Origin of the sequence: Pseudomonas kuykendallii, from assembly GCF_900106975.1 — a bacterium.
Classification (GTDB): Bacteria; Pseudomonadota; Gammaproteobacteria; order Pseudomonadales; family Pseudomonadaceae; genus Pseudomonas_O; species Pseudomonas_O kuykendallii.
This window is the reverse complement of the sequence record NZ_FNNU01000006.1, coordinates 174,783-189,326: the sequence shown is the minus strand read 5'-3', so window position 1 is coordinate 189,326 and position 14,544 is coordinate 174,783. Positions and strand designations below refer to the sequence as shown.

At 64.7% G+C, this 14,544-nt stretch carries 16 protein-coding genes; 14 read left to right on the top strand and 2 right to left on the bottom strand.

The window, feature by feature from the left end:
* Positions 1–34: 34 nt before the first annotated feature.
* From BLV15_RS19000 to murB, 7 genes are read left to right on the top strand one after another with little or no spacing between them, the layout of a single operon-like run.
* Positions 35–667 carry a MotA/TolQ/ExbB proton channel family protein gene (locus BLV15_RS19000; RefSeq protein WP_090231274.1) on the top strand — a complete coding sequence of 211 codons (633 nt, stop codon included), beginning with the start codon at positions 35–37 and terminating at the stop codon, positions 665–667.
* Positions 664–1,095 (top strand): ExbD/TolR family protein, encoded by a 432-nt coding sequence (locus BLV15_RS18995; RefSeq protein ID WP_090231273.1) that lies wholly within the window; start codon positions 664–666, stop codon positions 1,093–1,095. Before BLV15_RS19000 ends, BLV15_RS18995 begins: the two co-directional genes overlap by 4 nt.
* The gene (gene lpxK, locus BLV15_RS18990; RefSeq protein WP_090231272.1) at positions 1,095–2,099 is read left to right on the top strand and encodes a tetraacyldisaccharide 4'-kinase; all 1,005 of its coding nucleotides are present in this window, start codon (positions 1,095–1,097) and stop codon (positions 2,097–2,099) included. The genes BLV15_RS18995 and lpxK overlap by 1 nt, the downstream gene beginning before the upstream one ends.
* Before the next feature lie 17 nt (positions 2,100–2,116).
* A complete protein-coding gene (locus BLV15_RS18985) occupies positions 2,117–2,302 on the top strand; it encodes a Trm112 family protein (RefSeq protein WP_090231271.1) in 186 nt (61 codons plus the stop codon).
* A 1-nt stretch (position 2,303) separates the two neighbouring features.
* Entirely contained in the window at positions 2,304–3,068 is a 765-nt protein-coding gene (kdsB, locus tag BLV15_RS18980; RefSeq protein WP_090231270.1) for a 3-deoxy-manno-octulosonate cytidylyltransferase, read from the top strand.
* 3 nt (positions 3,069–3,071) lie between these two features.
* Positions 3,072–3,536, top strand: a complete 465-nt coding sequence (locus BLV15_RS18975) for a low molecular weight protein-tyrosine-phosphatase (RefSeq protein ID WP_090231269.1) — start codon at positions 3,072–3,074, stop codon at positions 3,534–3,536.
* Positions 3,533–4,552, top strand: a complete 1,020-nt coding sequence (gene murB, locus BLV15_RS18970; protein ID WP_090231268.1) for a UDP-N-acetylmuramate dehydrogenase — start codon at positions 3,533–3,535, stop codon at positions 4,550–4,552. Before BLV15_RS18975 ends, murB begins: the two co-directional genes overlap by 4 nt.
* Positions 4,553–4,656: 104 nt before the next feature.
* Here the strand turns inward: murB and rne are convergent, their stop codons facing one another.
* Positions 4,657–7,872, bottom strand: a complete 3,216-nt coding sequence (gene rne / locus BLV15_RS18965) for a ribonuclease E (RefSeq protein ID WP_090231352.1) — start codon at positions 7,870–7,872, stop codon at positions 4,657–4,659.
* A 563-nt stretch (positions 7,873–8,435) separates the two neighbouring features.
* Here rne and rluC point away from each other — a divergent pair.
* The 3 genes from rluC to sppA are packed head-to-tail and all read left to right on the top strand — an operon-like array spanning position 8,436 to position 11,044.
* Complete coding sequence (rluC, locus tag BLV15_RS18955) at positions 8,436–9,389, top strand: 23S rRNA pseudouridine(955/2504/2580) synthase RluC (RefSeq protein ID WP_090231267.1); 954 nt, start codon at positions 8,436–8,438, stop codon at positions 9,387–9,389.
* Positions 9,382–10,077: an HAD-IA family hydrolase gene (locus BLV15_RS18950; protein WP_090231266.1), complete on the top strand. Its 696-nt coding sequence runs from the start codon at positions 9,382–9,384 to the stop codon at positions 10,075–10,077. The genes rluC and BLV15_RS18950 overlap by 8 nt, the downstream gene beginning before the upstream one ends.
* Positions 10,067–11,044, top strand: coding sequence for a signal peptide peptidase SppA (sppA, locus tag BLV15_RS18945; protein WP_090231265.1), 978 nt, complete (start codon positions 10,067–10,069; stop codon positions 11,042–11,044). The genes BLV15_RS18950 and sppA overlap by 11 nt, the downstream gene beginning before the upstream one ends.
* A gap of 33 nt (positions 11,045–11,077) precedes the next feature.
* Here the strand turns inward: sppA and BLV15_RS18940 are convergent, their stop codons facing one another.
* Positions 11,078–11,656, bottom strand: a complete 579-nt coding sequence (locus BLV15_RS18940; protein WP_090231264.1) for a Maf family protein — start codon at positions 11,654–11,656, stop codon at positions 11,078–11,080.
* Between the two features lie 105 nt (positions 11,657–11,761).
* Between BLV15_RS18940 and BLV15_RS18935 the strand changes: the two genes are divergently transcribed.
* From BLV15_RS18935 to fabD, 4 genes are all read left to right on the top strand, one after another.
* Positions 11,762–12,283 carry a YceD family protein gene (locus BLV15_RS18935; protein ID WP_090231263.1) on the top strand — a complete coding sequence of 174 codons (522 nt, stop codon included), beginning with the start codon at positions 11,762–11,764 and terminating at the stop codon, positions 12,281–12,283.
* Positions 12,284–12,296: 13 nt separating this feature from the next.
* Positions 12,297–12,479, top strand: a complete 183-nt coding sequence (rpmF, locus tag BLV15_RS18930) for a 50S ribosomal protein L32 (RefSeq protein ID WP_090231262.1) — start codon at positions 12,297–12,299, stop codon at positions 12,477–12,479.
* Between the two features lie 2 nt (positions 12,480–12,481).
* Complete coding sequence (gene plsX, locus BLV15_RS18925; protein ID WP_090231261.1) at positions 12,482–13,492, top strand: phosphate acyltransferase PlsX; 1,011 nt, start codon at positions 12,482–12,484, stop codon at positions 13,490–13,492.
* Positions 13,493–13,603: 111 nt separating this feature from the next.
* Complete coding sequence (gene fabD, locus BLV15_RS18920) at positions 13,604–14,542, top strand: ACP S-malonyltransferase (RefSeq protein WP_090231260.1); 939 nt, start codon at positions 13,604–13,606, stop codon at positions 14,540–14,542.
* The last annotated feature ends 2 nt before the right edge of the window (positions 14,543–14,544 follow it).

The window sequence follows — 14,544 nt, the reverse complement described above, 5'->3', positions numbered from 1 at the left end:
GAGTGGCGCCATTTTTCGCGAAGGGGTCGTTGCCGTGTGGGAACTGGTCAAAGCGGGCGGCTGGATTATGCTGCCCATCATCCTCTGCTCCGTGGTCGCCCTGGCCATCGCTGCCGAACGTCTCTGGACCCTGCGCGCGAGCCGCGTCTCGCCGCCGCACCTGGTCGGGCAGGTCTGGCGCTGGATCCAGGAAGGCCAGCTGGGCAGCCTGCGGCTCAAGGAGCTGCGCGCCTCTTCGCCGCTGGGTGAAGTGCTCGCCGCCGGCCTCGCCAACTCCAAGCACGGCCGCGAGATCATGAAGGAAAGCATCGAGGAAGCCGCCTCGCGGGTGATCCACGAGCTGGAACGCTACCTCAACACCCTCGGCACCATCGCCGGCATGGCGCCGCTGCTCGGCCTGCTGGGTACCGTGCTCGGCATGATCGAGATCTTCAGCGCCTTCAACGCCGCCGGCCAGACCAACGCCGCCGGCCTCGCCGGTGGTATCGGCAAGGCGCTGGTGACCACTGCGGCGGGCTTGATAGTCGCCATCCCGGCGCTGTTCTTCCACCGCTTTCTGGTGCGTCGCGTCGACGAACTTGTGGTCGGTATGGAGCAGGAGGCGATCAAGCTGGTCGAGGTGGTGCACGGTGATCGCGACGTCGATTTCAACGAGGGCAAGGCGTGAAGTTTCGCAGACGTCGCGTGCGGGAAAACATCGAGATCAACCTGGTGTCGTTGATCGACATCGTGTTCGTCCTGCTGCTGTTCTTCGTGGTCACCACCACCTTCACCCGCGAAACCAACCTGAAGGTCGACTTGCCCGAGGCGGTCAGCGGCGAGCAGACCACGCCCTCGGAGCTCAAGCAGCTGGAAATCCTCATCGACGCCACGGGCAGCTACGCGCTGAACGGCCAGGCGTTGCTGAAGAACGACCTGGACGGCCTGATGACCGCGCTGCAGAAGGAATCCGCCGGTGACAACAGCCTGCCGCTGACCATCAGCGCCGACGGCAAGACACCCCACCAGGCGGTCATCACCGCGATGGATGCCGCCGGTAAGCTCGGCTTCTCCCATCTGCGCCTGACCACGGTCGAGGCCACGGCGAAACCCTGATGGCCCTGCGCGATAGCCTGCTCGACGCCTGGTACCGCGGTCATCCGGCGCTGGCGCTGCTGCGCCCGCTGGAGGCGCTTTACCGTGGCGTGGTGCGGCGCAAGCGCACGCGTTTTCTTGCTGGCGAAGGCGAGATCTACCGCGCGCCGGTACCCTTGATCGTGGTCGGCAACGTCACGGTGGGTGGCACCGGCAAGACGCCGATGATCCTCTGGCTGATCGAGCACTGCCGCGCACGCGGCCTGCGCGCCGGCGTGGTCAGTCGCGGCTACGGCGCCCGGCCGCCGCAACTGCCCTGGCGCGTGCGTGCCGGGCAGAGCGCCGAACAGGCGGGCGACGAGCCGCTGATGATCGTCCAGCGCAGCGGCGTGGCGCTGGTAATAGACCCCGATCGCGCGCGCGCGGTACGCGCGCTGGTGGACGACGAAGCGCCCGACCTGATCCTCTGCGACGACGGCCTGCAGCATTACCGCCTGGCGCGCGACCTCGAACTGGTGCTGATCGACGCCGCACGTGGTCTCGGCAACCGTCGCTGCCTGCCCGCTGGTCCGCTGCGGGAGCCGGCCGAGCGTCTCGCCGAGGTCGACGCCGTGCTGTTCAACGGTGCCGGCGAGGACACCGCCGAGGGTTTCGCCCTGCAGTTGCGTCCTTCGGCGCTGGTCAACCTGCGCAGTGGCGAGCGCCGTCCGCTCGATCATTTTCCGCCCGGGCAGGCGTTGCATGCCCTGGCCGGCATCGGCAACCCCCGGCGTTTCTTCGCCACCCTCGAGGCGCTAAACTGGCGTCCCATCGAGCACGCCTTCGCCGATCACGCCCGCTACACGGCGGAGCAGCTGCAGTTCAGCCCCGCATTGCCACTGCTGATGACCGAAAAGGATGCGGTGAAATGCCGTGACTTCGCCGCCGAGGACTGGTGGTACCTGGCGGTAGAAGCGCAGCCTTCCGGCGCCTTCATCGCCTGGTTCGATTCCCGACTGGCGCACCTGCTACCCGAACGTCTCTGACTCCCGAGGAACTTCCCATGGACCTAAAACTGCTCGACATCCTGGCCTGCCCGGTCTGCAAGGGCCCGCTGAAGCTCAGCGAGGACAAGACCGAGCTGATCAGCAAGGGCGCCGGCCTGGCCTATCCGATCCGCGACGGCATCCCGGTGATGCTGGAAAGCGAAGCGCGCAGCCTCAACGTCGACGAGCGCCTGGACAAGTAAGATGACTGCCGATTTCACCGTGGTCATCCCGGCGCGCTATGCCTCCAGCCGCCTGCCTGGCAAGCCGCTGCAGGAGATCGCCGGCAAGCCGATGGTCCGTCACGTCTGGGAGCAGGCCCGCAAGAGCGCGGCCCGGCGCGTGGTGATCGCCACCGACGATGAGCGCATCGTCGCGGCCTGTCGCGCGTTCGGCGCCGACGTGCTGCTGACCCGCGCCGACCACAATTCCGGCACCGACCGCCTGGCCGAGGTGGCTGTGCAGCTCGGCCTGGCCGACGACGCCATCGTGGTCAACGTGCAGGGCGACGAGCCGCTGATTCCGCCCGCGATCATCGACCAGGTCGCGAGCAACCTCGCGGCGCATCCCGAGGCGGGGATCGCCACCCTGGCCGAGCCTATCCTGGACGTCGCGTCCCTGTTCAACGCCAACGTGGTCAAGGTCGTCAGCGACCTCGACGGCCTGGCGCTTACCTTCAGCCGCGCGCCGCTGCCGTGGGCGCGAGACGCCTTCGCCGCCAGCCGCGAACATCTGCCGGAGGGAATTCCCTACCGCCGCCACATCGGCATCTATGCCTACCGCGCCAGCTTCCTCTTCGATTTCGTCGCCTGGGGCCCCTGCTGGCTGGAAAGCGCCGAGTCGCTGGAGCAGCTGCGTGCGCTCTGGCACGGCGTGCGTATCCATGTCGGCGATGCGCTGGAGGCGCCGCCCACCGGGGTGGATACGCCGGAAGACCTGCAGCGGGTTCGCCGTCTGCTGGGAGGCTGAGCCGTGAAGGTGCTGTTCGTCTGCCTCGGCAACATCTGCCGCTCCCCGACCGCCGAGGGCGTGTTCCGTCATCAGGTGCGCGCCGCCGGTTTGCAGGATGAAATCGAGGTCGACTCCGCCGGCACCGGCGACTGGCACGTCGGCAAGGCGCCTGACAGCCGTACCGCGCGTGCGGCGCGGCAGCGCGGCTACGCGCTCGACGATCTCCGCGCCCGCCAGTTCGAGGTTGCTGACTTCCAGCGTTTTGACCTGATCCTGGCAATGGACCGGAGCAACCTGCGCGACCTGCAGGCGCTGCGCCCCGCCACGTCGCGGGCGGAACTGGATCTTTTCCTGCGCCGTTGCGGCCAGGCCGAACAGGAGGTTCCCGATCCCTATTACGGCGGCGCCGACGGTTTCGACCAGGTGCTCGATCTCATCGAGTGCGCCGGCGCCGCCTTGCTCGCCGACCTGAGGGCACAGTTGTGAGCCTGTCGCTGCAGCACGATGTCTCGCTCAAACCCCTCAATACCTTTGGCGTCGACGTGCGGGCCCGGCTGTTCGCCGAGGCCCGAAACGATGGTGAGGTGCGCGAGGCGTTGCGGATCGCCGCGCACGAGGGGCTGCCTCTGCTGCCCATCGGCGGCGGCAGCAACCTGCTGTTGACCGGCGATGTCGATGCGCTGGTGTTGCGCCTGACCAGCCGGGGCATTCGTGTCCTGGTCGACGACGGCGAACGCGTGCTGGTCGAGGCCGAAGCCGGCGAACCCTGGCACGACTTCGTTCTTGCCACCCTGGACATGGGCCTGGCCGGCCTGGAAAACCTCAGCCTGATTCCCGGCACGGTCGGCGCCGCGCCGATGCAGAACATCGGTGCCTATGGCGTCGAGATCAAGGACGTGTTCGCCGGTCTGACCGCGCTCGATCGGCAGACCGGCGACCTGCGCGATTTCAGCCTGGAGGAGTGCGCCTTCGGTTACCGTGACAGCCGCTTCAAGCGCGAAGCCGGGCGCTGGCTGATCCTGCGTGTGCGTTTCTCCCTGAGTCGTACCGCAACCCTGCACCTCGATTACGGCCCGTTGCGGCAGAAGCTGGCGGAGCAGGGCGTCAGTGCGCCGACGCCGGCGGACGTCAGTCGCGCGGTCTGCGCCATTCGCCGCGAGAAACTGCCCGATCCCGCCAAACTGGGCAACGCCGGCAGCTTCTTCAAGAACCCGCTGGTGAGCGCCGAGCAGGCCGCTCGCCTACGCGCCGAGCATGCCGACCTGGTGGCGTTCGCGCAGCCCGATGGCCAGGTGAAGCTGGCGGCCGGCTGGCTGATCGATCGCGCCGGCTGGAAAGGCTTCCGCGAGGGCGACGCGGGTGTTCACCGTCTGCAGGCCCTGGTGCTGGTGAACTACGGCGCGGCCAGCGGCAACCAGTTGCTGGCGCTTGCGCGAAACATCCAGGCGGATATCGCCGAGCGTTTCGGCGTCGAACTGGAAATGGAACCTAACCTGCTCTGACTTCGCCCGTCATGGCGATGCCTCGAGGTGCGTAGCGCACCGTCCGCCGGAGAAATAAAAAAGGGGATGCCAATGGCATCCCCTTTTTCGTCACTCGGACTCGATCAAACCTTCGGTTTTTCCTCGTCTTCGTTCTGGGCTTCGACCTCGGTCGGCTCCGGTGCGCGGGTAGCAGCCTGTTCGGCTTGCGCTTCCAGCGTTTGCGGGGCGACTTCGATCTCCGTCTCGGCCACCGGCTGGATGGCTGCCGGTGCGGCCGGTTCTTCGGCCTCGATCATCGGCTCGGCAGCGACCGGCGCCTGACCCAGTTCGGACGCGTACTCGGCGACCGGCTCGGGCTGTGCTTCGCCGACCGAGGGCACTTCGACCTGCGAGGCGGTTTCACCGACGGTGGCGGCTTCGGCAGCTTCACGCGCGAGACGCTCGGCTTCCAGACGACGGCGACGCACTTCACGCGGATCGTTCGGTGCACGGCCGCCGGCAGCCTGTTCGACCACGACGCCTTCGGCCTGCGGGGCTTCGATGATCGGAGCGGCCGGCTCGACGACGGCGACTTCGCTCGGCGTTTCGACTTCGGCAACGGGCTCGCTGACCGGCTCGGCGATCGGCTCGACGGGCGCAGGTGCTTCGCTCACCAACGGAGCCACCGGCTCGGCTTCGACCGGGACGGGCAGTTCGCTGTCCTGGGTCTGTACCGGTGCTTCGGCGGATTCCACGGCGGCGGGCTCGCTGGCTTCGGCGATGGGCTGAACGTAGGTGGTTTCGGCAACCGGTGCGTCGTCGGCGACAGGAGCGGCCTCGACCTGGGCCGGAGTGCTTGCCGGCTCGTCGCCTTCGGTAGGCGCTGCAGCCAGCGAACTGGCCACGGCGGCCGCAACGGCGATGTCGGCAGCGGCAGGCGCATTGTCCGACGTTTCCGCGCTTTCACCTTCCTCGTTCTCGATGATCTCGCCATTGGCGTCACGCTGACGCTCACGACGGTTGCTGCGGCGACGCTGGCCGCGCGAACGGCGACGCGGACGGTCGTCATCGCTGCCTTCGTTGCTTTCCTCGATCACTTCTTCGTTGTTCAGCAGTTCCTCGTCGGTCACCACCGGCTGCTCGGCGCGCGGTTGACGCTCTTCACGCGGGGCGCGCTCGGTGCGTTCACGACGGCCTTCGCCGGCCTCGCGTGGCTGACGCTCTTCACGCGGCTCACGGGTTTCGCGCGGCTCGCGGGGCTCACGCAGTTCGCGCGGCTCGCGGGCTTCACGCGGCTCGCGTGGCTCACGCAGCTCGCGGGTCGGACGCTCTTCGCCACCACGGGCTTCACGCGGCTCGCGCGGCGTGCGCTCGCGGCGGGTTTCCTGACCTTCGCGCGGCTCGCGGGCTTCACGAGGTGCGCGTTCTTCGCGGGGGGCACGCTCTTCGCGCGGTGCGCGGTCCTCACGGGGCTGGCGTTCTTCGCGTGGTTTGCGCTCTTCGCTGTTGGCGCGCGCTTCACGCGGCTCGCGGTTGTCACGGCCACCGTCGCGACGACGGTTCTGCTGACGACCATTGCGGCGTTCGTCGCTGCGCTGCGGACGCTGCGCGGCGGGCTTCTGCTCGGTCGGTTGGGCGACGGCTTCTTCCTTGCTGGCGAACAGGCTGACCAGGGACTTCACCAGGCCCTTGAACAGGCTCGGTTCTGGCGCGCTGGCGGCCGGTTGTGCGGCAGCGACCGGAGCGGTCGGTGCCGGGGCAGGGCGCTCGGGGGAAACGGTCTTGACCACTGCTTCCTGGCGAACCAGGGTGCGCGTGGCGCTGACCGGCTGGACTTCCTCTTCCTCGACCGCCGCCATTTCGTAGCTGGACTGGCCGGCGAGCAGCTCGGGGCTGTCGTCGCGCAGGCGCTGCACCTCGAAGTGCGGGGTTTCCAGGTGGTCGTCCGGCAGAATGAAGATGCGTGCACGGGTACGCAGCTCGATCTTGGTGATCGCGTTGCGCTTCTCGTTAAGCAGGAAAGCGGCTACCTGGAACGGAACGCGGGCGCGGACTTCGGCGGTGCGGTCTTTCAGGGCTTCTTCTTCGATCAGGCGCAGGATCGCCAGCGACAGCGATTCGACGTCGCGAATGATGCCCTGGCCGTTGCAGCGCGGGCAGACGATGCCGCTGGTTTCACGCAGCGACGGACGCAGGCGCTGACGCGACATTTCCAGCAGGCCGAAACGCGAGATGCGGCCGATCTGGATGCGTGCGCGGTCGGCCTCGAGGGCTTCGCGGACCTTTTCTTCCACGGCGCGCTGGTTCTTCGCCGGGGTCATGTCGATGAAGTCGATGACGATCAGGCCGCCGATGTCGCGCAGGCGCAGTTGGCGGGCGATTTCTTCGGCCGCTTCCAGGTTGGTCTGCAGGGCGGTTTCTTCGATATCGCCGCCTTTGGTCGCACGCGCCGAGTTGATGTCGATGGACACCAGGGCTTCGGTCGGGTCGATGACGATGGAACCGCCGGACGGCAGCTTCACTTCGCGCTGGAAGGCGGTTTCGATCTGGCTTTCGATCTGGAAGCGGTTGAACAGCGGAACACTGTCTTCATACAGCTTGATCTTGCTGGCGTACTGCGGCATCACCTGCTGGATGAAGCTCAGCGCTTCGTTCTGGGCTTCGACGCTGTCGACCAGTACTTCGCCGATGTCCTGGCGCAGGTAGTCGCGAATGGCGCGGATGATGACGTTGGATTCCTGGTAGATCAGGAAAGGTGCGCTACGGCCTACCGAGGCTTCCTTGATCGCGGTCCAGAGTTGCAGCAGGTAGTCGAGGTCCCACTGCAGTTCTTCGCTGGAGCGGCCGAGGCCGGCGGTGCGTACGATCAGGCCCATGTCGGCGGGGGCGTCGAGGCCGTTCAGCGCTTCGCGCAGTTCGTTGCGCTCTTCGCCTTCGATGCGGCGGGAGATGCCGCCGGCGCGGGGGTTGTTCGGCATCAGCACCAGATAACGACCGGCCAGGCTGATGAAGGTGGTCAGGGCAGCGCCCTTGTTGCCGCGTTCTTCTTTCTCGACCTGGACGATGACTTCCTGGCCTTCCTTGAGGACTTCCTTGATGTTCACGCGGCCTTCGGGGGCCTTGCTGAAGTATTCGCGGGAAATTTCCTTGAGGGGCAGGAAGCCGTGGCGATCGGCGCCGAAGTCGACGAAGGCGGCTTCCAGGCTGGGTTCTACGCGGGTGATTCGGCCTTTGTAGATGTTGGCCTTCTTCTGCTCACGGGCGCCCGATTCGATGTCGAGGTCGTAGAGTTTCTGGCCATCTACCAGCGCGACACGCAACTCTTCGGGTTGAGTCGCGTTAATCAGCATTCTTTTCATGTAATACCGTTCGGTTTCCGGGCTGCCGGAAACGGCGTTCGGCACACACGACTCTCGCGGTCGGTGTCAGGTGCGCGTCAACAGCGGCTTACCGCTGTAGTGTCCAGCGATGCCAGGCCAACGGGGCCGGGTTCGCGACGACGTCTCCTGCTTCTGTCGTAACAAAAGCACTTTGTCAGGAGGAGGAATCAATCATCGACAGCGGACGAGATGAAGCGTCTTGAATAAAGCCTGAAGCTACGCAGTCCGATGATTGTGCATCTCCACCCTACACGTATCCCTTGAAAATCGGGTGCCGCTCGCAGAATCCGCAGCGGGTTTTCATTTATCGCGATGCTCCTACGGGGCAGCGCGTATGGGCTCAAGGCTGGGTTTCGAGCTACTCGCGACAATACGGCGAGTAACTTCGTCGGACGGCCTCACGTCCTGGCATGGGTTGCTAGCGGCGGTGGACGAACGATTCAGCGGGTGTCCACCAGGCCAGGCCGCTTTTGGCGGCGTTCGGGACTATAGCAGTAATCATTAAGTGCTTCAATTCCATGAAAAATTGCTATCATTGCGCGATGACGACTCCCGCCCAACCGACCACTGGCGTTCAACTGCTGGAGGTCTCGCCGGAATTTGCCGGCCAACGTATAGACAACTTTCTTCGCACTCAGCTCAAGGGCGTTCCCAAAACCCTGATTTACCGCATTCTTCGCAAGGGCGAAGTGCGTGTGAACAAGGGGCGGATCAAGCCCGAATACAAGCTGCAGGCCGGGGATGTCGTGCGCGTGCCGCCGCTCCGCCTGGCCGAGCGGGACGAGCCCGCGCCTTTGGCGCTGGGTTTGCTCGAGCGTCTCGAAAAAGCCATCGTCTACGAAGACAAGGCCCTGATCGTGCTGAACAAGCCGGCCGGCATCGCCGTACACGGCGGCAGCGGATTGAACTATGGCGTGATCGAGGCGTTCCGCCAGTTGCGCCCCGACGCCAAGGACATCGAGCTGGTGCATCGGCTGGATCGCGATACCTCAGGCCTGCTGATGATCGCCAAGAAGCGCAGCATGCTGCGTCACCTGCACGAGGCGTTGCGCGGCGACGGTGTCGACAAGCGCTACATGGCGCTGGTGCGCGGCAACTGGCCGGCGGCGAAGAAGAAGATCAGCGCGCCTTTGCTGAAGAACAACCTGCGCTCTGGTGAGCGCATGGTCGAGGTCAATCCCGAGGGGAAGGAAGCGCTCACGGTGTTTCGTGTGCTGCGTCGCTTCGGCGAGTTCGCCACCCTCGTCGAGGCCAGCCCCATCACTGGTCGCACTCACCAGATTCGCGTTCATGCCAAGCACGCGGGGCACTCGATCGCGGGCGACAGCAAGTACGGCGACGAGGAGTTCACCCGCGAGATCCGCGAACTGGGCGGCAAGCGGCTGTTCCTGCATGCCTATGCGCTGACCGTGCCGCTGCCCGAGGGCGGCGAGTTGAAGGTCGAGGCCGAGGTGGATGAAGTCTGGGAGCGCACCCTGGAGCGCCTGGGTGCCTGATTACGAACTGCTGATCTTCGACTGGGACGGCACCTTGTGCGATTCCATCGGTCGTATCGTCGATTCGATGCGCGCGGCGGCAAGCCTTGACGGATTGGGCGAACGCAGCGACGAGGCGATCAAGGGCATCATCGGGCTCGGTCTTCCGGAGGCTATTGCCACGCTTTATCCGGAGCTGGTCGAGGTCGGCCGGGTGGAAGTGTTCCGGCAGCGTTACGCCGAGCGCTACATGGCGCTGGACATGCGTCCATCTCCCTTGTTTCCCGGGGTGGTCGAGTGTCTGGAGTCTTTTCGCCGGCGTGGCCTGCGCATGGCGGTCGCCACCGGCAAGAGCCGCCGTGGGCTGGATCGGGTGCTGGCGGGGCATGGTTGGCTGGATTACTTCGAGATCACCCGCTGCGCCGATGAAACGGCCAGCAAGCCCGATCCGCTGATGCTCAACGAAATTCTTGTCCACTGCGGCGTGCCGCCGGAAAAGGCGCTTATGGTCGGCGATTCCTCGTTCGATCTGGACATGGCACGCCGCGCGGGCATCGATTCGGTGGCGGTCGGCTACGGTGCCCAGTCACTGAGCGAGCTGCTCGCGTTTGCGCCCAAGCTCGCCATCAACGAGTTTTCCGAACTGCGCCGCTGGTTCGACGGCGCCGCCAATGGCTCACTGATCAAGGAGTACGAGAATGTCGGATGATTGGAAGGCTTCGGCTTCCACGGGCGACGAAAAGAGCTGGAAGCTGCTGGAAAAGGCACTGCTCGCCAGTGTCCAGGAACAGCGCCGCTCGCGCCGCTGGGGCATCTTCTTCAAGCTGCTGACCTTCGTCTACCTGTTCGGCATGCTGGCGCTGTTTTCGCCGATGCTCAACTTGCGCAAGGCCGGATCGTCCGGCGGCAGCTACACCGCGGTGGTCGATGTGCGCGGGATGATCGCCGACAAGGAGGCCGCCAGCGCAGACAACATCATCGGCAGCCTGCGCGCCGCTTTCGAGGACGAAAGCACCAAGGGCGTGATCCTGCGTATCAACAGTCCAGGCGGCAGCCCGGTGCAGTCCGGCTATATCTATGACGAAATCCGTCGCCTGCGCGCCGAGAAGCCGGCGATCAAGGTCTATGCGGTCATTTCCGACCTGGGCGCCTCCGGTGCCTATTACATCGCCAGTGCGGCCGACGAGATCTACGCCGATAAATCCAGCCTGGTAGGCTCCATCGGTGTCACTGCCGCGGGTTTCGGTTTCGTCGGAACCATGGAGAAGCTGGGGGTCGATCGTCGCGTCTACACCTCCGGCGAGCACAAGGCGTTTCTCGATCCCTTCCAGCAACCCAAGGCGGATGAAGCCGAGTTCTGGCGGGGTGTGTTGCAGACGACCCATCGCCAGTTCATCGACAGTGTGAAGAAGGGGCGTGGCGACCGCTTGAAGGACAAGGATCATCCGGAACTGTTTTCCGGTCTGATCTGGTCGGGAGAACAGGCGCTACAACTGGGCCTGATCGATGGTCTTGGCAGCACCAGTTACGTTGCGCGCGAAGTCATCGGCGAGAAGGAAATAAAGGATTACACCGTCGAGGAAACGCCTTTCGACCGTTTCGCCAAGAAGATCGGTGCCAGCGTCGCCGACAATCTCGCGATGTGGATGGGCTTCCAGGGTCCTTCGCTGCGCTGATCGCTGCTCCTTATATGGCTAGGGCGTGCGGATTCAAGGAATCCGTACGCCTTCGGCCAGCAGCATGTCCACCAGGCGAATCAGTGGCAGGCCGACCAGGCTCGTCGCGTCGCTGCCTTCGGTCGCGCGAAACAGGCTGACGCCCAATCCTTCCGATTTGAAGCTGCCGGCGCAGTCAAAGGGTCTTTCGGCTTCCAGATAGCGCTCGATCCGATCGTCGTCGAGCTCGCGAAAGTGCACGGTGAACGGCACGCAGTCCACCTGGCATTCGTCGGTGGCGGTGTTGAGCAGGGCTACCCCGGTGAGAAACACCACGCTGCTGCCGCTGGCGCCACGCAATTGCGCCTGGGCGCGAGCGAAATTCATCGGTTTGCCAAGAATCTGTCCGTCCAGCACGGCCACCTGGTCCGAGCCGATGATCAGGTGTTGCGGGTGCAGGTGGGCGAGGGCGCGCGCTTTTTCCTCGGCAAGGCGCAGTACCAGGGCTTCGCCTTCTTCATTTGGTTGGCGCGTTTCGTCGATCGCCGGCGCGGACCAACTGAACGGCAGGCGCAGGCGTTCGAGCAATTCGCGGCGGTAGGCGGAGCTGGATGAGAGAACCAAGGGCAGCATGCGTTTTCTCCTGTTGTTCGCCGGGATTCTAACGATCGCATCCGATAGCGGACAGGGTGGATTTTCTTTGACAGCGACGACCTACATCCCTAGAATCTCGCGCCTATGTTGAATGGGCCGATTCCACCTCAGGTTGATCCACGCAAGCTTGCAGATCGCGGTACCACCCTTGAGGGTGATCTGCAGCAGGCAAGCTTGCCGCGTCTGAGCGCTCAACTCGCTGATAACGCCGGTACGGTGCATGTCAAGCTGATGTTCGATCGCAACGAGCGTCGCGCTGCGTTCATTCGCAGCGAGTTCAGCGCTGAGGTAAAGATGATCTGCCAGCGTTGTCTGGAGATCGCCGCTCTGCCGATCCATGGCGAATGCATTTACGCCGTGGTCAAGGAAGGGGCTTCCGACCAGTCAGTGCCGAAAGGCCATGACGCGCTGGAGGTGGGGGAGGAGCCCCTGGATCTGCTGACGCTGGTTGAGGATGAGTTGCTGCTCGCCTTGCCTATCGTTCCGGTCCATGAAGATTGCCAGCCGCCGGCGGGGCTCGATGAGCCTGAACCGAGCGAGGACGAGGTTTCGCGGTCCAACCCGTTCAGCGTACTGGCCCAGTTGAAGCGTGACCCAAACGTTTAGGAGTTAAATCAGTATGGCTGTTCAGCAGAACAAAAAATCCCGTTCCGCCCGTGACATGCGTCGTTCGCACGACGGTCTCGAGTCGAACGCCCTGTCCGTGGAAAAGACCACCGGTGAAGTTCACCTGCGTCACCACGTTTCCCCGGAAGGTGTGTACCGCGGTCGCAAAGTGATCGACAAGGGCGCCGACGAGTAATCTTGTCCGCTCCGATCATCGCGATTGATGCAATGGGTGGGGACTTCGGTCCCCGCTTCATTGTTCCAGCCAGCATCTCCTGCCTGGCTGAATCCCCCTCGCTTCACGTGGTCCTCGTCGGCCAGACCGCTCTCCTCGAAGAAATCATTGCGCGCCATCCCGGTGTCGATCGCTCGCGCCTGCATATAAAGCACGCTGGCGAAGTTGTCGGTACCAACGAGCGGCCCTCCCAGGCATTGCGTGGCAAGCCCGACTCGTCCATGCGCGTCGCTCTGGAGTTGGTGCGCGACGGATACGCCCAGGCCTGTGTCAGTGCCGGCAATACCGGTGCGCTGATGGCGTTGTCGCGGCACCTCTTGAAAACCCTTCCGGGTATCGATCGCCCGGCGATGGTCACTGCCATTCCTACCCGCACGGGAAGCTGTCATCTGCTCGATCTGGGCGCTAACGTCGATTGTTCGGCCGAGCAGCTCTATCAGTTCGCCGTGATGGGCGTGGTTGCCGCCGAGGCCCTGGGCACTCCGCATCCGCGCGTTGCGCTGCTCAACATCGGTACCGAAGAGATCAAGGGCAATCAGCAGGTCAAGCTGGCCGCCAGCCTGCTGCAGAAGGGAGAGGGGCTCAATTTCATCGGTTACGTCGAGGGTGACGGTCTCTATCGTGGAGAGGCCGACGTGGTGGTGTGCGACGGTTTCGTTGGCAATATCCTGCTCAAGTCCAGCGAAGGCCTGGTTTCGCTCGTGTCGTCGCGGCTCGAAGCGCTGTTTCGATCGGGCGTCACCTCACGGCTGGTGGGGGTTCTCGCCTTGCCGCTCCTGCGCCGGCTACAGGCCGAGCTGGCGCCCGCCCGACACAATGGCGCGAGCTTTCTCGGGTTGCAGGGCATCGTGGTGAAAAGTCATGGCTCTGCCGGGCAGGAGGGTTTTCAGAGCGCTATTCGCCGCGCGGTCGTGGAGGTGCGGGAGAACCTGCCTCGCCGTCTGCATGGGCGCCTCGAAGATCTGTTGCTGTAGGATGTGTGACCGTTTTCGATCCTCTGACATCCAAAGATGATTCGCGACGCCGGCAAGCGGACTGCATGTCGGGCGTTTTTCCGATAAGAGATTCAAAAAGGGCCCGTTGCAATGTCCGCACCCCTCGCATTCGTGTTTCCCGGTCAAGGCTCGCAGTCGCTCGGCATGCTGGCTGAGCATGGTGCACAGCCGGGAACTGTTCTACAGACTTTTGCTGAAGCGTCCGATGCGCTCGGCTATGACCTCTGGGCGTTGATCCAGCAGGGCCCTGTGGAGCGTCTCAACGAAACCGACAAAACCCAGCCGGCCATCCTCGCGGCATCGATCGCGCTCTGGCGCCTTTGGTTGGCCGAGGGTGGCGCCACGCCCGCCTTCGTTGCCGGGCACAGCCTCGGCGAGTATTCCGCTCTGGTGGCTGCCGGCAGCCTGCCGTTCGCCTCAGCGGTGAAGCTGGTCGAGCGTCGTGGACAGTTGATGCAGCAGGCAGTGCCGGCCGGGCAGGGCGGGATGGCTGCGATCATCGGGCTCGATGACGCCGACGTTCTGGCTGCCTGTGCCGAGGCGGCTCAGGGCGAAGTGGTCAGTGCGGTGAATTTCAATGCCCCCGGCCAAGTCGTGATCGCAGGCGGTGCGGCTGCCGTGGCGCGTGCCATGGAGGCCTGCAAGGCCCGCGGCGCCAAGCGAGCGCTGCCTCTGCCGGTGAGCGTGCCGTCACACTGCGAACTGATGCGGCCGGCTGCCGAGCGCTTTGCCGAGTCGGTTCAGGCGATTGCCTGGCAGGCGCCGAGCATTCCGCTGGTGCAGAACGTCAGCGCAGCGGTAGTTGCCGATCTGGACACCCTTCAGCGCGACCTGCTGGCGCAGCTGTATAGCCCGGTCCGCTGGGTCGAGTCGATCGTTCGCTTGAGCGAACAGGGTGTGACCGATCTTGTCGAGTGCGGTCCTGGCAAGGTGTTGAGCGGCCTGAACAAACGCTGCGTGAAAGACCTCCGCACGCACAATCTGGATACCCCCGAAGCCTTCGCCGCGACACGCGCGACGCTGGCCTGAGC